General features: G+C 47.2%; 16 protein-coding genes and 1 other annotated feature. All 16 genes read left to right on the top strand.

All coding sequences use genetic code 11. The features are described 5' to 3' along the window. The first annotated feature begins 109 nt into the window (after nt 1-109). Nucleotides 110-217, top strand: a sequence feature (Trp leader region). 98 nt (nt 218-315) lie between these two features. The 16 genes from L5M37_RS11305 (at nt 316) to xthA (ending at nt 18,561) form a co-directional block, all read left to right on the top strand. Next, entirely contained in the window at nt 316-1,989 is a 1,674-nt protein-coding gene (locus L5M37_RS11305) for an anthranilate synthase component 1 (RefSeq protein WP_263200520.1), read from the top strand. 9 nt (nt 1,990-1,998) lie between these two features. After that, nucleotides 1,999-2,601 (top strand): aminodeoxychorismate/anthranilate synthase component II, encoded by a 603-nt coding sequence (locus L5M37_RS11310; RefSeq protein WP_263200522.1) that lies wholly within the window; start codon nt 1,999-2,001, stop codon nt 2,599-2,601. After that, nucleotides 2,598-3,644, top strand: a complete 1,047-nt coding sequence (gene trpD, locus L5M37_RS11315; RefSeq protein WP_263200524.1) for an anthranilate phosphoribosyltransferase — start codon at nt 2,598-2,600, stop codon at nt 3,642-3,644. The genes L5M37_RS11310 and trpD overlap by 4 nt, the downstream gene beginning before the upstream one ends. A 6-nt stretch (nt 3,645-3,650) precedes the next feature. Then, nucleotides 3,651-5,129 (top strand): bifunctional indole-3-glycerol-phosphate synthase TrpC/phosphoribosylanthranilate isomerase TrpF, encoded by a 1,479-nt coding sequence (trpCF, locus tag L5M37_RS11320; protein ID WP_263200525.1) that lies wholly within the window; start codon nt 3,651-3,653, stop codon nt 5,127-5,129. A 178-nt stretch (nt 5,130-5,307) separates the two neighbouring features. Continuing rightward, nucleotides 5,308-6,498 (top strand): tryptophan synthase subunit beta, encoded by a 1,191-nt coding sequence (gene trpB, locus L5M37_RS11325; RefSeq protein ID WP_263200527.1) that lies wholly within the window; start codon nt 5,308-5,310, stop codon nt 6,496-6,498. A 5-nt stretch (nt 6,499-6,503) separates the two neighbouring features. Further along, nucleotides 6,504-7,325 carry a tryptophan synthase subunit alpha gene (gene trpA / locus L5M37_RS11330; protein ID WP_263200529.1) on the top strand — a complete coding sequence of 274 codons (822 nt, stop codon included), beginning with the start codon at nt 6,504-6,506 and terminating at the stop codon, nt 7,323-7,325. A 246-nt stretch (nt 7,326-7,571) separates the two neighbouring features. Continuing rightward, on the top strand, nt 7,572-8,003 hold the full coding sequence (locus L5M37_RS11335; protein ID WP_105252115.1) for a glycerate kinase: 432 nt from the start codon (nt 7,572-7,574) through the stop codon (nt 8,001-8,003). 71 nt (nt 8,004-8,074) lie between these two features. After that, complete coding sequence (locus L5M37_RS11340; RefSeq protein WP_028761002.1) at nt 8,075-8,359, top strand: DUF2798 domain-containing protein; 285 nt, start codon at nt 8,075-8,077, stop codon at nt 8,357-8,359. A 732-nt stretch (nt 8,360-9,091) separates the two neighbouring features. Next, entirely contained in the window at nt 9,092-10,606 is a 1,515-nt protein-coding gene (locus L5M37_RS11345) for a lysine N(6)-hydroxylase/L-ornithine N(5)-oxygenase family protein (RefSeq protein WP_131523528.1), read from the top strand. 2 nt (nt 10,607-10,608) lie between these two features. Then, nucleotides 10,609-11,334 (top strand): GNAT family N-acetyltransferase, encoded by a 726-nt coding sequence (locus tag L5M37_RS11350; RefSeq protein ID WP_131523527.1) that lies wholly within the window; start codon nt 10,609-10,611, stop codon nt 11,332-11,334. A gap of 9 nt (nt 11,335-11,343) precedes the next feature. Continuing rightward, nucleotides 11,344-13,272 (top strand): IucA/IucC family protein, encoded by a 1,929-nt coding sequence (locus L5M37_RS11355; protein ID WP_131523526.1) that lies wholly within the window; start codon nt 11,344-11,346, stop codon nt 13,270-13,272. Nucleotides 13,273-13,356: 84 nt separating this feature from the next. After that, nucleotides 13,357-15,579: a TonB-dependent siderophore receptor gene (locus L5M37_RS11360; protein ID WP_263200530.1), complete on the top strand. Its 2,223-nt coding sequence runs from the start codon at nt 13,357-13,359 to the stop codon at nt 15,577-15,579. Between the two features lie 123 nt (nt 15,580-15,702). Next, a complete protein-coding gene (fhuF, locus tag L5M37_RS11365; RefSeq protein ID WP_263200531.1) occupies nt 15,703-16,791 on the top strand; it encodes a siderophore-iron reductase FhuF in 1,089 nt (362 codons plus the stop codon). A gap of 113 nt (nt 16,792-16,904) precedes the next feature. Next, nucleotides 16,905-17,450, top strand: a complete 546-nt coding sequence (locus L5M37_RS11370) for a septation protein A (protein WP_028761007.1) — start codon at nt 16,905-16,907, stop codon at nt 17,448-17,450. After that, nucleotides 17,450-17,749 (top strand): YciI family protein, encoded by a 300-nt coding sequence (locus tag L5M37_RS11375; protein WP_028761008.1) that lies wholly within the window; start codon nt 17,450-17,452, stop codon nt 17,747-17,749. The genes L5M37_RS11370 and L5M37_RS11375 overlap by 1 nt, the downstream gene beginning before the upstream one ends. Then, nucleotides 17,749-18,561 (top strand): exodeoxyribonuclease III, encoded by an 813-nt coding sequence (gene xthA, locus L5M37_RS11380; RefSeq protein ID WP_219253818.1) that lies wholly within the window; start codon nt 17,749-17,751, stop codon nt 18,559-18,561. The genes L5M37_RS11375 and xthA overlap by 1 nt, the downstream gene beginning before the upstream one ends. Nucleotides 18,562-19,454 lie beyond the last annotated feature (893 nt).

Raw genomic sequence — 19,454 nt, forward strand, 5'->3', positions numbered from 1 at the left:
AAAATGAAAAATATTCAATTGACATTCGACCCCAGCTAAGGTTTTCTATACACCAATTACTGAATTAGCGAGACCCTTTTGAATGACACACATTAACGCTTCATTAAACATCATTTGGTGGTGGCACTTCCCAACTTAGCGGGTGGTGTGAAGCTCTGTGCTCATTTGAAAGTGACCAGAATCAACAAGAAGCCCGCAGAAATGCGGGCTTTTTTGTTAGGTGCGAAAAATGTCGGCAGACTCGGGTAACAAGATTAAGAAAGCGAGATAACTCATGATGTTAAAGACATTTTATAAGGTAGCTGGAGTATGAACATGCCCAAACAGACATTCGCACGCTCAAGCACACTCAAGGCGGCATTAACCTACCACAGCGATCCACTGCGCTTGTATCAGCACATTACCCAAGATGCGCCCCATACTATGTTGCTGGAATCGGCCGAAATCGACAGTAAAGATCACTTAAAAAGCATGGTGATGACCCATGCTGCTATGATGATCCGCTGCGACGGTTATCAACTGACCTTTACCGCACTGACCGACAATGGCGCGAGCTTACTTGCTCCCATCACACTTTTTTTCAGTACAGCAGCCAATCTAGTCCGTGATAACTTGACTTTAGTGGTGACGCTGCAAAAAGACACTCAGCTGCAGGATGAAGATGCACGCTTAAAATCTACCTCGCCACTCGATGGCCTACGGATGTTTATCCAGCAAATTGATTGTGGCACTCATACTGACAGCCAGACCAAGCCCGCCTTTGAGGATCTGTTTTTAGGTGGCGTGCTGGCCTACGACTTGATTGATACCGTCGAACCGCTGCCAGCCGTACCGAACCGCGATAACGATTGCCCTGATTACCTATTTTACCTCGCTGAAACCTTAATCCTTATCGATCATAAACTTAAACAAGCCGACATCATTACCCATAACTTCAGTCACGATTCAGCTCAATATGCCGCCATCACCGCAACGCTAAGTGAGCGGGTACAAAGTTTAACTGCAGAGTGTAAAACCCTCGGTAATTCACCTGCTGATATACCGACACTGGTCGCCATCGACGCAACTGAGCAAGTCAATATTTCCGATGAGGTGTTTAAACAAACCATTATCGATTTGAAAGAACACATTATTGCGGGCGATATTTTCCAAGTGGTGCCATCCCGTAGCTTTAGTTTGCCTTGCCCGAATACTTTAGGGGCTTATCGTGCCCTGCGTCTGACTAACCCAAGCCCTTACATGTTTTATTTCAGAGGCCAAGATTTCACGCTTTTTGGTGCCTCACCAGAAAGTGCGCTCAAATTTGATGCCAGCAGTAATCAGGTAGAAGTCTACCCGATTGCAGGCACCCGCAAACGCGGTAAAACCGCCACGGGCGAGATTGATTTTGACTTAGACAGCCGTATTGAACTTGAACTGCGTTTAGATAAAAAAGAACTGTCGGAACACTTAATGCTGGTCGATTTAGCGCGCAACGATATCGCACGCATCAGCCAAAGCGGCAGCCGCAAAGTCGCCGAATTATTAAAAGTTGACCGTTATTCCCACGTGATGCACCTCGTCAGCCGCGTAACGGGTCAACTGCGCCAAGATTTAGATGCCCTGCATGCTTATCAGGCCTGTATGAATATGGGCACATTAGTGGGCGCACCAAAAGTACGTGCATCACAACTGGTACGCCAAGCAGAAAAAGCCCGTCGCGGCAGCTATGGCGGCGCTGTGGGTTACCTCAATGCCCTTGGAGACATGGACACTTGCATCGTGATCCGCTCCGCCTTTGTTAAAAATGGCACCGCCTTTATTCAAGCGGGCGCTGGCGTGGTATTTGATTCGGATCCACAAAGCGAAGCAGATGAAACCCGTCAAAAAGCCCAAGCCGTGATTTCAGCCATCAAGATGGGCGCTGGACTGCTAGTAACTGAATCACCAGTGAATGAATCGTCAGCCCAATCCACTTCAGCACAATCCTCTTCAGCACAATATAAATAGGAGCCAAACATGAAACTCTATCTACTCGATAACTTTGACTCCTTTACCTATAACTTAGTGGATCAATTTCGCAGCCTTGGCTGTGAAGTGGTGATTTACCGCAACGATGTTGCCGCCGATTATATCGCTGAAAAACTGCTTAACGAACAAGAGCCTGCAGCCCTCGTGTTATCACCAGGACCAGGTGCACCCCATGAGGCAGGTTCTATGATGGCACTTATCGCCAAAGTTGCGGGTAAGGTGCCTATGCTGGGTATCTGCCTTGGGCATCAAGCCATGGTGGAATATTACGGCGGCACAGTGGCACGCGCACCTTTTGTGGTACACGGCAAGGCAAGCCCGACTTTCCATGACGGTACTGGCGTATTTGCCAGTTTGCCCTCTCCCCTGCCCGTTGCCCGCTATCACAGTCTCGTCGCCACTCAAGTACCGGATTGCTTGCAAGTGATCGCAACCACTGAAGATATGCCTATGGCGATTTTGCACCCTGAGCATAAAGCCGTTGGGTTTCAGTTCCACCCAGAATCAATTCTGACGACGTTGGGCAGCACACTGCTCATTCAAACCTTGGCATTTCTGACCCAAGACATGACAGCAGGAGTAAATGCATGAGTACAAACAATATTCAGCCTTTACTCGACGTTTTATACCAAGGTAAGAGTTTAAGTCGCGAGCACACCTTTGAGATTTTTAGCGCGTTAATTCGCGGTGAAATGAGTGAAGCCACTATGGCTGGAATGTTAGTCGCGCTCAAGATGCGCGGCGAAACCATTGATGAAATCAGCGGCGCCGCCGATGCGATGCGCGCCGCCGCCAAGACGTTTCCCTACTCGAATGGCGATAACCTTAGCAATGGCATCGTTGACATAGTTGGCACCGGTGGCGATGGCTTTAATACCATTAATATTTCCACCACTGCGGCCTTTGTTGCGGCGGCGGCGGGCGCCAAGGTCGCCAAACACGGCAATCGTAGCGTGTCGAGTAAATCGGGTTCATCGGATCTTTTGGCGCAGTTTGGTATCGACTTAACCATGTCACCAGACACCGCCAGTCGTTGCCTCGACGCATTGAACCTGTGCTTTTTATTTGCGCCCCACTACCACGGCGGAGTAAAGCATGCGGTGCCGGTCAGGCAAGCACTGAAAACGCGCACTTTATTCAATGTGTTAGGGCCACTAATTAATCCCGCCCGCCCCGAATTTATGTTACTTGGCGTTTATAGCCCAGAGTTAGTCTTACCGATAGCGAAAGTATTAAAGGCGCTTGGCACAAAACGCGCTATGGTAGTGCACGGCAGTGGTTTAGATGAAGTCGCGCTGCACGGCAACACCCAAGTGGCCGAATTAAAAGACGGCGACATCATAGAGTATCAACTCACGCCCGCCGATTTAGGTGTGCCTTTAGCACAAATCAGTGACTTAGAAGGCGGCGAACCCGCGCAGAATGCCTTGATCACCGAGGCAATTTTAAAAGGTTGTGGCACAGATGCGCATGCCAATGCGGTCGCCATCAATGCCGGTTGTGCTTTATATGTGTGTGGAATTGCAGATTCAGTGAAAACGGGAACCTTACTTGCGCTCAGTACCATACAAAGCGGTAAAGCCTTTGAATTGTTAAGCCAATTAGCTAAAGTCAGCAGTGAAACAAAGGAATAAGTGGCAATGACTCAAGAACTGATAACAGATAGCCAAGATATGAGAACTCAGCCACAGGCAGCAACAAACCCTATGCCAAAAAGTAATGTGTTAACCCGTATAGTCGATACCAAAGCGGCCCATATTGCCGCCCTGAAGCTGCGTTTCCCCGAGGCAAGCTTGTCGCCAAAAATCTCTGACCGCAGTTTATTTGCCGCACTCAAGGCGCCCAAGGCGGGTTACATTTTAGAATGTAAAAAAGCCAGCCCGTCCAAAGGGCTTATCCGCGATGTGTTTGATGTAGAAGCCATTGCCGATATTTACGGAAAATATGCGGCGGGCATTTCGGTATTAACCGACGAGCAGTTTTTCCAAGGGGATATGGACTATATCCCTAAGGTGCGCGCTCGGGTGAACCAACCGATTCTGTGTAAAGATTTTTTTGTCGATGAATACCAAATTAAACTCGCTGCTCACCAAGGCGCCGATGCCATTCTGCTGATGCTATCCGTACTCGATGATGCGCAATATCAACGTCTGGCGAAAGAAGCCGCTAAGTATCAACTCGATGTGCTGACCGAAGTCAGTAATGAAGAGGAACTTAAACGCGCCATCGCATTAGATGCGCCGATTATTGGGATCAATAACCGTAACTTAAGGGATTTGAGTACCGATCTCGCTACCACAGAGGCCTTAGCGCCACACATTAGCAGCGACCGCGTGGTGATCAGCGAATCTGGTATCTACAACAATCAGCAAGTACGCCGCCTGAGTCCACTGGTTGATGGTTTCCTCGTCGGTAGTTCGATAATGGCCGAGGCTGATATCGACTTAGCCTGCCGTAAATTGATCTTCGGTCACAATAAAGTCTGCGGCCTCACCCGCATGGAAGATATTCGCGCCGCGGCAACGTCAGGTGCCGTCTATGCCGGGCTGATTTTTGCTGAAAAATCCCCGCGCGCATTAACCCTTAATGCAGCTGAACAATTGCTCAGGGAATATCGCGCATCCGCGGCTCCCGCCATTGAATTCGTCGGTGTGTTTGTTAATGCCGCGCCAAGCACCATTACGGATACCGCAGCCAGTTTGCAGTTATCTGCCGTACAGCTGCATGGCACTGAAACTGAACTTGAAATCGCACAACTCGCAGAGCGACTTGAGCAAGCGGGACTCACAACTCAAATTTGGAAAGCCGTCAGCGTCGATGCGCAAACGGGTGAGCTTGGTAACATACCTCAGGGAGCATCGCGATATCTCTTTGATAGTAAAACGGCAGACCAATTTGGCGGCTCAGGCCAAGCCTTTAATTGGCAAAGCATTGATGTGAAATCCCTCTGCCCACAAAAAGCCCATGCCATGTTGGCTGGCGGACTCAACGCCGACAATGCGGCCAGTGCCAATGCCCAAGGATTTTACGGTTTAGATTTTAATTCTGGCCTAGAAACCGCCGCAGGAATTAAATCGGCGCAACTGATCCAAACGGCTTTTGCCCATTTACGTCTCTAGCCTATCGCGCTAAGCAAGAAGCCCTAGATGCTGTTGGTGCAGGACAAGAGTGATGCTCAACAAACAATATGAACCTATTAATGCCAGTGGCCAAATAGATAACGATGCGGTTAACCCCAAGACGCTGTTAGCACCATCAAGCCACTGACAAACTGATTGATAAGATAAGGAAAAAGGTATGTCAAAGTTAAAGCTTAACCCTTATTTCGGCGAATACGGCGGCATGTATGTGCCACAGATTTTAGTGCCAGCCCTTAAGCAATTAGAAACTGCCTTTGTGGAAGCCCAAGATGATGAAGACTTTAAAGCCGAGTTTACCGATTTATTGAAAAACTATGCGGGTCGCCCAACAGCACTGACCTTAACCCGCAATTTAAGCCCAAATCCTATGGTGAAAATCTACCTTAAACGGGAAGATTTACTCCACGGCGGCGCCCATAAAACCAACCAAGTGTTAGGCCAAGCCCTGCTTGCTAAGCGCATGGGGAAAAAAGAAATTATTGCTGAAACCGGCGCAGGACAACACGGCGTTGCCACCGCCCTTGCCTGCGCGCTGTTAGGCTTAAAATGTAAAGTCTATATGGGTGCCAAAGACGTTGCGCGCCAATCACCTAACGTATTTAGAATGCGTTTGATGGGTGCGGAAGTGATCCCTGTCACCTCAGGTTCTGCCACCCTAAAAGATGCCTGTAACGAGGCGATGCGCGACTGGTCTGGCAGCTACGAAAAGGCCCACTATCTCCTAGGCACAGCTGCGGGGCCACATCCGTTCCCAACCATAGTGCGTGAATTCCAACGCATTATTGGCGAAGAAACCAAGAAGCAAATGCTGGAACGTGAAGGTCGACTGCCCGATGCTGTTATCGCTTGTGTTGGCGGCGGTTCCAACGCTATCGGCATGTTTGCTGACTTTATCGACGAACCAAGTGTCGAACTGATTGGCGTCGAACCTGCGGGTAAAGGCATAGACACGCCAATGCACGGCGCGCCGCTTAAACACGGTAAGACTGGTATTTTCTTCGGCATGAAAGCGCCTTTGATGCAAGACAGCGAAGGGCAAATCGAAGAATCCTACTCGATTTCAGCCGGATTGGACTTCCCCTCCGTTGGCCCGCAGCACGCGCATCTTAATGCCACAGGCCGCGCCCGTTATGAATCAGCTACCGACGATGAAGCCTTAGAAGCCTTCCAACAACTGGCGCGCTGTGAAGGTATTATCCCCGCATTAGAATCGGCGCATGCTATCGCCTATGCCGTCAAAATGGCGCGCGAGTGCACCAAAGAAACCATTTTAGTAGTCAATCTTTCCGGTCGTGGCGACAAAGATATTTTCACCGTTTCTGACATTTTGAATGGTAAAGAGGAATAATAAACATGAGTGACACGTCTACCAACACTGGCCGTTACCAAGCCACCTTTGCCAGACTCAACGCCGAAGGCCGTGGCGCTTTTGTCCCCTTCGTCACCCTTGGTGATCCTAGCCCTGAGTTATCGCTAAAAATTATCGATACCTTAGTGCAAAACGGTGCCGATGCCTTAGAACTGGGCTTTCCGTTTTCCGATCCCTTGGCCGATGGCCCTGTGATCCAAGGCGCTAACCTGCGTTCTTTAGCCGCTGGCACAACTCCAACGGCGTGTTTTGAATTACTGGCGCAAGTGCGCGCTAAATATCCTGAACTTCCAATCGGTTTGCTGCTGTATGCGAACTTGGTGTTTGCTAACGGCATAGATGCGTTTTACGCCAAAGCGCAGCAAGCGGGTGTGGATTCAGTACTTATCGCCGATGTGCCAGTGGAAGAATCAGCGCCCTTTAGCGAAGCCGCTAAAGCCCATGGTATTGCGCCGATTTTTATCGCGCCGCCCAATGCTGACAGTGAAACCCTGGAGCAAGTGAGTAAAAGTGGTGAAGGTTACACCTATCTCTTATCCCGCGCAGGAGTCACAGGCACAGACACGAAAGCTGGCGTGCCGGTAGAGGAAATTTTATCTAAATTAAAAACCTTTAACGCCCCACCACCGCTCCTCGGTTTTGGTATTGCCGAGCCTTCACAGGTAAGCGCCGCCATCAAAGCGGGCGCTGCGGGGGCGATTTCTGGCTCTGCCGTAGTAAAAATTATCGAAACCCACCAGCACGATGAAGTTAAGCTACTTGCAACGCTTGGGGAATTTACTAGCGCAATGAAGGCTGCAACCTAAGCGAGTCTTGATTTAAATAATCCAATATAAATCAAGAATTCAATTACAAATAAAATAAGTGAGGTAGACTCATCGCCTCGCTTATTTTGTTTATATTTACCAAGCTCTATGTTTATTCAGCCTTTATCTCCCTCAAACATAATCTATCAAGGCAATACTGACACTCACCCAGTACTACACTGACAGCGTATTTATTTAGTCACAGTTCCTCGATAGAATGCCCTATCGAAGAAAAACGGACTTTTTATGCAGTATCGGATCTATATTCTCGAATTAACGCCTTGGGGCTGTGGTTTTGAAGGTGAAGTTGCAGGTAAATGCGATAATGGTGCGCCAATTTGGTTTTACTACCAAGGTAGCGATCAGCAGGCCGAAATTCGCTTTCCGGTTAACCAATGGGTCACAGTTGAATTGCTTGGCCGATTAGCAAGTGCCAGTCTTCAAGCTGATATGATTAAACAAACGCCACACCAGCATCTGAAATTCCCGTTGCATAACTGTCACTTTGAAGCTTCGGGACAAATCATCGACATCAGCCAAACACCCGAAGATACAATTTACCTGTTGCAATCAAACCTACCGCTCCCCTTTGATAATGAACTTGGGAAATCCCCTATCTCGCTAGGCCATTGGGTCAATGTAACAGGCGAGCTTTGGGTAACAAATTGGATGAATTGAGTCGATAAAAAAAGGTATAGTGCTAGCCTGTAACAAATCATTCGCCTGATACATATCCATTAGAGGATCCGATGACCATTTCTAAATCTTTACCCGATAACAAACCTCGTACTTTTTTGGGAACACCCAAATTACCGGCCAAGTATGCCACTGTGGTGATGCCATTTTTTCTCTCTATTCTCATGAGTTGTATCGTTTCTGGGATCAGCACTTTCAATGGCGTTGGCGCCTCACCGCAATTTCTCGAACTCTGGCTCGGCGCTTGGCTGATCTCATGGGTTGTCGCCTTTCCGACACTGCTGATGGTGTTACCTTTGGTGCGTAAAATCACAGCTCATTTTGTCGATTTACGCTAGTTTTACGACTTAATCTTCCGATTTAACTATTTTATTTCAAAGCCGTTTTAGGACGGCTTTATCTTGAACTCCTTCTCTTATGCGTACAGCGACTAAAAATTACATCGATAATTGCTCGATCTGTTACCCTGCCAATATTCACTTAAACTAAAACAGTACGACCTACACCATACCAATCGTATTAAATCAAAGCGCTCATTGAGCCCCTGTCCACGCTTTACAATGGATTTACACTGACCGTTTAGCGGCACCTATGTTTATTGTATAAGGATGACATGACTCCCACCTAAATCAATTTTCCTCTGCTCTCGAACCAACTCAAGCATTAATGTAACCCACTGTATTTATATCTTTTATAAAAATAGAGCTCGTAAAACCCTAAATGATTTATCCCCAAAACGCTGCCTAATTATCACCCCTTTATCACTTACTTATTTGTACCATTAACCGTATCTGCCCCCCTTATTTATCAGTTAAAAGTATTAACCCACAGCCACACTCAAATGAGAATGGTTTGCATTTGAATATTTTCACATGCTAATTTACCTACCGTTGTCGGGACAGAGACAGCAGGAAATGGCCTAAGGACTGAGCTAAAAATAGCGAGTTGATCAACGCAAGATAAATAGCCAAACAGTCTATTTTGATAACCGCATTCACTTTGGTTTGTGTCCTTAGGTAACTGATTACTGGATCGGCAACGCGCAGTAGCATGTTGCCAAGGAGGCGTAAGTGAGTACACAGCAAAGGGAAATGGATCGCGAAATCTTTGATCTACTTGGCATAGGCATTGGCCCATTCAATCTTGGCCTCGCCGCCTTATCAGAACCTATTGACGGCTTTAACTGCTTATTTTTAGATGCTAAAACCAGTTTTGACTGGCATCCAGGCATGCTACTCAAATCCTCAAGATTGCAAACACCCTTTATGTCGGATCTGGTGACTATGGCCGATCCCACCAGCCGCTACAGCTACCTTAATTTTGCCAAGCAAACGGGCAGACTTTATCCCTTTTATATTCGTGAGAATTTCTTTTTACCCCGCCACGAATACAACTTGTATTGCCAATGGGTGAGCCAACAACTCAGCAACCTTAAATTTGGTTTTAAGGTCACTCAAGTGGATTACAACGCAGGTGAAAGTATTTATCGAGTTACAGGTTTTGATAGGCGCAGTGGTAAAACCCATTCCTATCAATGCCGAAAGCTAGTGCTAGGCACTGGCACTGAACCTTATCTACCAAAGGATTGCCCAATCCAAGATGCACGGGTCATGCATACCGCCAGTTATATGCAGCAAAAAACCTACCTGCAGAGTCAGAGTGCCATCACAGTAATTGGTAGTGGCCAGAGTGCGGCGGAAGTGTTTTACGATCTACTGCAAGATATTGATACCTATGGTTATCAACTCAATTGGATGACACGATCAGCGCGTTTTTATCCCTTGGAATATACCAAGCTTACTTTAGAGATGACCTCGCCAGATTATGTCGATTACTTCCACGAGTTGACCCCTAATCAAAGATGCTCACTGATCGCCAGCCAGAAACAGCTCTACAAAGGGATAAATTCTGAGCTGATAAACGACATTTACGATTTGTTATATCAAAAGCGCCTATTGGCCGATTTTCAATGCCGACTGATGACGAATGCGGCGCTGACTCATATCGAGCCCCAAGCCAATATGCTCAAGTTGCATTTCCACCACAATGAAAAAAATCACACCTTTGAGCAAGAAACGGGCGCCGTCATTTTAGGCACAGGTTACCACTATCGTTTACCCGAGTTTATCAGTGGTATTAAACAACAAGTCGAATTCGATGACGCCGGACAACTTAGCGTGCAGCGTGATTACAGCATAGATATTCGAGGGGATATTTTTGTCCAGAATGTCGGTTTGCATACCCATGGGATAAGCTCTCCAGATCTGGGTATGGGCTGTTATCGCAACGGCACCATCTTAAAAGCTGTGCTCGGTTATGCGCCCTACCACATTGAGGAACATATCGCGTTTCAAACCTTCGATCCGGCCAAACTTGCCAGTCATCAGCCCTGCGGCGCCAATGCAATTAACACGCTGGAGCTTAATCCAAGACATTTTCCTAAGGCGCCGCACAGAAAAACTCAAGTTGATGCGCCACAAACTATCCCTCCAACCAAGATTCCAAATTCTGGCGTAAGTTCAACCGTGAGTTCAGGCGCGGGAACCAATATGCCGGTCTTAATGGCGCCGAACCAGGAGGCATAATAATGGCAAGCCAATTTAGCAACCATTGTTTAACGCAACTATCCGCTATTTCGAGCATTAATGGTTTCCAGTTCAGAGCGTTAGACCTTACACAAGACATTCCAACACTACAGTCTTGGTTTAACCAAGATTACGCCAAGTTTTGGGGTATGCAGGGCTTGAACCTTGATGCCATAAAAAATCTGTTAGCAACAACAGAACACAAGTTTGCCTTGATAGGTGAATGGCAGGCCAAAGCACTATTTATGGTGGAACTCTACGATCCCGTCCACGATGAAATCGGCCAGCACTATCGTGTTGCGCCGGGTGATTGTGGTATGCATCTGATTATCGCGCCGCCAGATGGCAAACCCGTCAGCGGCTTATCCTTGAAGGTGATGGATGCGATAGCGCAGCTCGTGCTTGAAAAACTTGCCTTTAATCGCCTCGTGGTTGAACCCGATCAACTCAATAGCAAAATTCATCGCTTAAATAGCCTGATAGGCATTCGCTATGAAAAAGCGATTCAATTAAGCACTAAAGCTGCTTTCCTCGGATTTTGCACTGCGGCCCAGCGCCTTCAACCATCGAGCACGCCCTCTTTGACGAGCCTAACCCAAACAACCTCAGCCCTGCCAAGCTCAGCTCAGTCAACGTCTGCTCTGCCAAACTTAGCAAGCCCAACCCTAGCAAAGCCAAGCTCGCACGCGGTATCTCCAACCTCTCCCATGACATTATCGACTCTTTAGGTGAATTAGATGAACTTACCCACAAAAGCCTTATTAATTAACCCATTGCCAACGCAAGATCATCATGATCAAGCAGTACATGCTCAACAAAGCTCGGCGCTGTCGACAACATCAACTTCTATGCCGGAGCATTTGACTCCCGCCTATTGGCAAGCGGCTAATCGTCATTTAGTGAAGAAAATCCTCTGCGAATTCACCCACGAGAAGCTCATTACGCCGACCCTGTACGGGCAAAAAACGGGGCTTAACCACTATGAACTGCGGCTCAAAGACAGCACTTACTATTTTAGTGCGCGGCACTATCAGCTCGATCATCTTGCTATCGATGCTGATTCCATCCGCGTTTCACTTGCAGGCAAAGAACAAACCCTCGATGCAATGTCGCTGATCATTTCCCTTAAAAATGACTTAGGGATCAGCGAAACCTTACTACCAACCTATTTAGAAGAAATCACCAGCACCCTTTACAGTAAGGCATACAAGTTAGCGCATCAGGCGATCCCCGCCGCCACGCTGGCGCGAGCCGATTATCAGAGCATAGAAGCGGGTATGACAGAAGGCCATCCGGTGTTTATTGCCAATAATGGCCGGATTGGTTTTGATATGCAGGATTACCGTCAATTTGCCCCTGAAAGCGCGATGCCGATGCAATTAGTCTGGCTTGGAGTGCGCAAGAGTAAGACCACGTTTGCAGCCCTCGAAAACTTGAGTCACGACGCGTTACTCAAGGAGGAGCTTGGCCAGCAGTTCGATGAATTTCAGCAGCATCTTAAAACCCAGCAGCATGATCCACAGGACTTCTACTTTATGCCTGTGCACCCTTGGCAGTGGCGTGAAAAAATCGCCCGCGTCTTTGCCGGCGACATCGCCCGTGGCGATCTGGTTTATCTTGGCGAAGGCAGTGAACAGTACCAAGTACAGCAATCGATACGCACTTTCTTCAATCTTTCATCGCCACAAAAGTGCTATGTCAAAACCGCGCTTTCCATCTTAAATATGGGCTTTATGCGCGGCCTGTCGCCCCTTTACATGAGCTGCACACCGCAAATAAATGCATGGGTGGCGAACTTGGTAGAGAGCGACCCTTACTTTACTCAGCAAGGGTTTGTGATCCTGAAGGAAATTGCCGCCATAGGTTATCACCACACCTATTACGAACAAGCACTCACCCAAGATAGCGCCTACAAAAAAATGCTTTCTGCCCTGTGGCGCGAAAGCCCACTGCCACACATTGATCCTAAGCAAAATCTGATGACCATGGCTGCGCTACTGCATACGGATCATGAAGATAAGGCCCTTATTGCAGCCTTGATAGCCGCCTCAGGCTTACCAGCAAAGGATTGGGTCAGTCGCTACTTAAACCTGTATTTATCGCCGCTGTTACATGCCTTTTTCGCCTACGATCTGGTCTTTATGCCCCATGGTGAAAACCTGATCTTAGTACTCGATGAATATGTGCCAGTCAAGATTTTGATGAAAGACATAGGCGAAGAAGTCGCGGTACTCAATGGCGCGAAGCCGCTACCTGATGATGTAAAACGCCTTGCGGTGAGCCTTGAAGAAGAGATGAAACTTAACTACATCTTACTGGATATTTTTGACTGTATTTTCCGCTATTTAGCACCGCTGCTCGATGAGCAAACCAGTGTCAGTGAAAGCCAATTCTGGGAGCTAGTGGCGGACAATGTACGTGATTACCAAGCCCAGCATCCACATTTGGCCGACAAGTTTGCCCAATACGATCTGTTTAAGGACAGCTTTGTACGTACGTGCCTCAATCGTATCCAATTGAATAATAACCAACAAATGATAGACCTCACCGACAGGGAGAAAAACCTGCGTTTCGCCGGTGGCATCGACAATCCCTTGGCGGCCTTTAGACAAAGCCATGCCTTTAAGCACCCTATGCTTAGCAACGCTGAGCAAAAGGCACGTTAACACACCAACCCCGAAACTTTAGCTGGGCCAATGTTAGCCCAGCTTGTTTAACCCCCAACCTAAACGGAATTAAAGATCAACATTATGAAGACTTTTCCTCTCTCCAGCATCGCACTCGTCTGTCGGCAAGCCCTCGTTAACCCGAAGCTATTGCTGTGCTCAGCCATGTTAGCCACGGTTCCCCATGCCACAGCTGATACTGTCGATGCGGATAGTAAGACTAAAAAGCACCAAAAAGAAATTGAAGTCATCAATGTCATTGGCGCTAAGGATTTACACGACAACCGTTATAAGACCCAAGCGATGAACACGGCAACTGGGCTCGATTTATCCTATCTAGAAACGCCGCAGTCGGTCACGTCTATCACCCGCCAAATGATGAATGATCAACAGCTTAATAGCGTGATTGATGCCATGACCAGCGTCGCGGGGATCAATGCCCGCCCAATGGATAACGACAGATACAGTATTAGTGCCCGCGGCATTGCCGTGACCAGCATTTTGTACGATGGCGTACCCACCACCTACGATACCCGCTTCAACTATGGAGATAATCTGATCGACACCGCCATCTACGAGCGAGTAGAAGTGGTACGCGGCGCGACTGGCCTCATGACGGGAGCCGGTAATCCCTCGGCGGCCATTAACCTTATCCGTAAACGCCCGACTCAAGAGTTTATGGGCAACACCTCGTTAAGTGTGGGCTCATGGAATAATGTGCGCGGTATGGTCGATGTTTCCAGCGGCTTAAATGACTCGGGTTCTGTACGCGGTCGCGTGGTCGCCGCCTATCAAGATAAAGATTCGTTCCAAGACAGGTACGAGCAGCAGCGCACCACGCTATACGGCATAGTCGAAACCGATATTGGCGATAGCACCTTATTCACCCTTGGTGTCGATTACCAAGATGCTACGCCGAGCGGCACTATGTCGGGCGGTTTACCGCTATTTTACAGCGATGGCAGTCGCACTAATTATGATCGTGCCACTTCAACGGCGCCCGATTGGGGCTCGGCGCATACCCAAGGCCTCAACACTTTTGCGAGTCTCGAACACAGATTAGATAATGGTTGGAACCTAAAAGGGACTTACACCTACGGTGATAACTCATTGGAGTTCGATGTGCTATGGGCCATGGGCTATCCCGATCCTGTAACCAATGTCGGCGCAAAGGCGGGGTCTATCGCCTATGTCGACGGCAGTCGCACCCAACACAATATAGATTTACGCGCCGAAGGACAATACCAACTCTTTGGTCAGGAACATCAATTGATGTTTGGCTGGAATGGCCAACGTCAAGAGTTCGCCAATCCCTATTATTACCCCACGGCTGCAGTACCGCTTTTAGGGGATTTTCGCGATCCGAACTTCCAATATCCAAAACCTCAATGGAAGGAAACCTATACCACGGGTTCATTTGGCGAAACCAAACAGAGTGCAGCCTATGTAGCGACTCAGCTTAATCTCAGCGACACTTTAGCTGTCCTCGTCGGATTACGCCTCAATGAGTGGGAAACCAACCAAGATAACTTTGGCAGCCGCTACGATTTTAGCATCAACAACGAACTCACCACTTACTTCGGCCTCACCTACGCCCTGACCGAGCAATATTCGCTCTATGCCAGTTATACTGACATTTTTGCACCGCAAACGAAGCAAAGAATCGATAAAAGCTACCTAGATCCAGTTAAAGGGAAAAACTACGAAGGCGGGATTAAGGCGAGCCTGTTCGATGAGGCTTTAGATATGTCGCTGTCGGTGTTTGAGATCAGACAAGACAATGTCGGAGTCAGCACAAGCGATGTGATCCCAGGTACCACTACGCAAGTGTATGAAGGCGTAAACGGTACAAAAACACAGGGATTCGAATTTGAATCAACGGGTAAAATCACTGATGACTGGAATGTTTACTTAGGCTACACCCAGTTCACCACCGAAGATCCTAAGGGCAAACGCATCAATACCACGTCACCACGTCAGCAGTTAAAACTCTTCACTACTTATACCTTTGGTGGTGATTGGCATAAATTGCAAATTGGTGCAGGGGTTAACTGGCAGAGCCGCGTCTACCAAGATGCCGATAAACCTGTAGGCAATGGTATAGACACGATTAAAGTCGAAGTAGAACAAGGCTCTTACGCGCTAGCGAGTCTAATGGCGAGTTACGCCTTCACCGAGCAACTTAAGCTCAGCGCAAACCTGCACAACGCCTTAGATAAAAGCTACTACAGCCAAGTCGGTCAATACAGCCAATTCCAATACGGTACGCCGCGAAGTGCCAGCTTAACCTTAGACTATCGCTTCTAAGTCAGATTTATATTGAGATCGTTCGAAAAACCTTGTGAGCCCAAATCTTGGGCTCGCAAGGTAATCATTTACATGGACTTATCGATAACCGCGGCAATCAATCACAACCATTAAGGAGTCACTATGGCAAGCCAACGGAGAGACACCAGACTGCAAACATTGTGCGATACAGCGCCAAGCCACAACGCGTTGAATCAAACTATTTTTACACTCAATCAGCTGTTACATGAGCGGGCGCCCTTCTATGGCGAGCACCTTAGCGCAACGCAGTCACCTACAGGGCTCAGTTTTAATGAATGGAGCTGCACCGATACTTATCAAAAACTCATTGCACGTTTTGCCATCGCACATCCTAGCGCAGAAACTCAGAGTGAAACTGAGGCTGTAACTAAAGATAAAACCGAGGCTACTCAAACAGCTGCAACCAGCCGAGCGCACGCTTTCGCCAGTAAAAGCGCCTTAATCAGTAAAAGCGCTACGGCCAGTAGAAAAGACACTCACAAAGCGCTACATTCACTTTGGGGTCAATGGTATTTTGGCCTTTTAGTTCCGCCTGTGATGGAGTGGATTTTCAACGCCCCAAAAGCCACATTCGAGCCTATTCACTGGCAGCCACAGTCCGTTTTTATGCAGATACACGCAAGTGGCCGAGTGGCAAAATTTGAATTTAAAATAACAAAGCAACAGCCAAATACCGCTTTAACCTTTAAAAAATACCACGGCATCGAGCCACTTTCCCAAATAAACACTAAGCCAAGTTTCAAGACAGACACTAAGGTACACTCGCCATTAACCCCATATAAGCTGCCAGTTGATAAAGAACTCGCCCTACAAGGCCTTATCTTAAACTTACTGCAACCGAGTGTTGAGCGCCTACTCACTTTGAGCCCCGTGCCCGCTAAATTATATTGGAGTCACTTAGGCTATCTGATCCACTGGTATCTAGGAGAGTTGGGATTATCTCAGCAGCAGAGTCAGCAACTTAAGCAAGCTCTGTTTCGCCGAACGACCTTTTTTGATGGCACCCAAAATCCACTGTATAACAGCATCAATTTGATTGTTGAACCCAAAGAAGACAGCACAAACATCCAATGCATTCGCCGTACTTGCTGCCTAAGGTATCAACTCGCCAACACTGGCCAATGCCACGATTGCCCACTACTAAGTCGCCCTAACGCTAAGACAAACGCCGCCAAACAAGCACAAGTCTAACTTGCCCATTAAACCCATTTAATGGGCAAGATCGCAATCCTAGGCCCATGGTGCTTTTGCCCTTATGTTGCACATGCTACACTCAAGCCCATGTCTCTTTAACATGATTATTTATGAAACAACTGCTTGATTTCCTGCCCCTCGTCATCTTTTTTGCCGTTTATAAATTTTTCGATATTTATATCGCCAGCGGCGCATTGATCGCAGCCACCGCGCTTCAATTGATCGTGACCTATGCGTTATATAAGAAACTTGAAAAGATGCACTTAATCACCTTTGCGATGGTGACAGTGTTTGGCACACTCACTTTAGTGTTTCACGATGATTCTTTTATCAAGTGGAAAGTGACCATCATCTATAGTTTGTTTGCCATCGCCTTAGGTGTCAGTCAATTGCTCAATAAATCGATATTAAAGTCGATGTTAGGCAAAGAAATGCAAGTAGACGACAAAATTTGGGCTCGCGTAACTTGGTATTGGGTGATCTTTTTCGCCGCTTGTGGCCTAGTCAATATTTATGTCGCCTTTAGTTTGCCATTAGAAACTTGGGTCAATTTTAAAGTGTTTGGTTTAACCGCTTTAACCTTAATTAATACTGTCCTGACCGTATTTTATCTTTATAAACACCTTCCCGAAGATCAACGCAAGGAACTCAAATAATGTGGTATATGATTTCAGCTCAAGATTTTGAGAATAGTTTAGAAAAACGTTTAGCCGCACGCCCAGCCCATTTAGCTCGCCTGCAAGCCCTCGCCGATGAAGGTCGTTTACTGATCGCTGGCCCACACCCAGCCATCGACAGTGAAAACCCTGGTGATGCAGGCTTTAGTGGTTCACTGGTTGTCGCAGATTTTGAATCCTTAGTCGCAGCAAAACACTGGGCCGATGCCGATCCCTATATCGAAGCGGGCGTTTACCAAAGTGTTGTGGTTAAACCCTTTAAACGAGTCCTGCCTTAATGAAAATAGTGTCCTTTAACATCAATGGTCTGCGGGCACGCTTGCATCAATTGCAAGCCTTAATCGATAGCCACCAGCCCGACATTATCGGCCTGCAAGAAACCAAAGTGCACGATGAGGCGTTTCCATTAGCCGAAGTCGAAGCTATGGGATATCAAGTGCATTACCACGGCGGTAAAGCTCACTATGGTGTTGCCATGCTGTCTAAAGTCGCACCAGAAAAACTGCAAAAGGGTTTTCCAAGCGATGATGAAGATGCCCAGCGCCGCATGATTATCGGCACATTTACCCAAGCGAATGGTCGTCCATTGACTGTGTTCAACGGCTATTTCCCCCAGGGCGAAAGCATAGACCACCCAACAAAATATCCTGCTAAACGTAAGTTTTATCAGGATTTAATGCACTACTTGCAGACAAATCACAGCAACGATGAAGATATCGCCATCATAGGTGACATCAATATTTCGCCGACCGATTTAGACATAGGTATAGGCGAAGTCAATCGTAAACGTTGGCTAAAAACCGGCAAATGTAGCTTCCAACCGGAAGAGCGTGAGTGGTTAAAAACCTTACAAGACTGGGGCTTAATCGACACTTTCCGTCAATTACACCCAGAGCGCATCGAACGTTATTCTTGGTTCGATTACCGCAGCAAAGGGTTCGATGACAACCGTGGCCTGCGTATTGATGTGATTTTAACAACGCCTTCACTAGCAGCACGTTTAGTCGAATCCGACGTCGATTACGATCTACGCGGCATAGATAAGCCCTCAGATCACGCCCCCATCTGGAGCACGTTCAAAGAGGCTTAACCCGCTAACGTTCGATCATCTTAGTAGATATAAAACATCGGCTTAGGTCGATGTTTTTTTATGGGTGAAACATATTTTATCTTTATCGTTCGATGAATAGTCAATGAGTCAGGTGTGATACTGAACGTAATTCACTTTTGGACAGATATGTCTTGAAGACGAGTGTTTGGGGACCAATAATTTTAGTTGTGAGGAGTTTAGCGTTTGCTGATGTCCACTCACACATGCTTGCCATGGTATTTGCTCGTCGACTCGCAGCCAGTCCATCCGTGGATGCTCGACCGCCCCATCTGATGTGAAAGGATTCACAAATGCCGCGATGGCATGGACGCCAAAGAGCGGCCATGGGGCGGACGGTCGTCTCGCAAATCACCATGGTTCACCTGTTTAGCATCGGCGAAGCCTGTTTGTTTTAAAGAAATACGTAGCAAGCTTTGGGACAAAAGCGTATTAGTTCATCAGCTATAACAAGTGAATTTCGCATAGAAATGTCTATGGTGTAACGCCTTGCTCAGCTGCATTTTTGGAGTAGAAGCTTTTGTGTTATCAAACAAAAAAGAAGGAACGGAAAAATTTCAGATACAGCAATTTGTTATGTTCGCATTCTGATAATACTATCAACATATTGATGGACCATTATTCAACTTTCACATAGAAGCAATTACATTTACAACTGAAAAGACCAATTTGAGGATCTTTAGGTGTAACTCCCTTACGTTTAGCTTGTGATTTAGCAACTTCTACAGCGTGCTTAATCTCATTAATTTCTTTGCTAGATAGCCTTCTCGTATGCCCATGTACAGGACATCGTTCTCGTTCTCCATCACCCGATATTCTCTCTCCTGACATATTAATGCCCTCTTTCTAATTTCTACCGCTTTAAACATAACGCC

The organism is Shewanella sp. SM69, from assembly GCF_025653985.1.
GTDB classification, from domain to species: Bacteria; Pseudomonadota; Gammaproteobacteria; order Enterobacterales; family Shewanellaceae; genus Shewanella; species Shewanella oncorhynchi.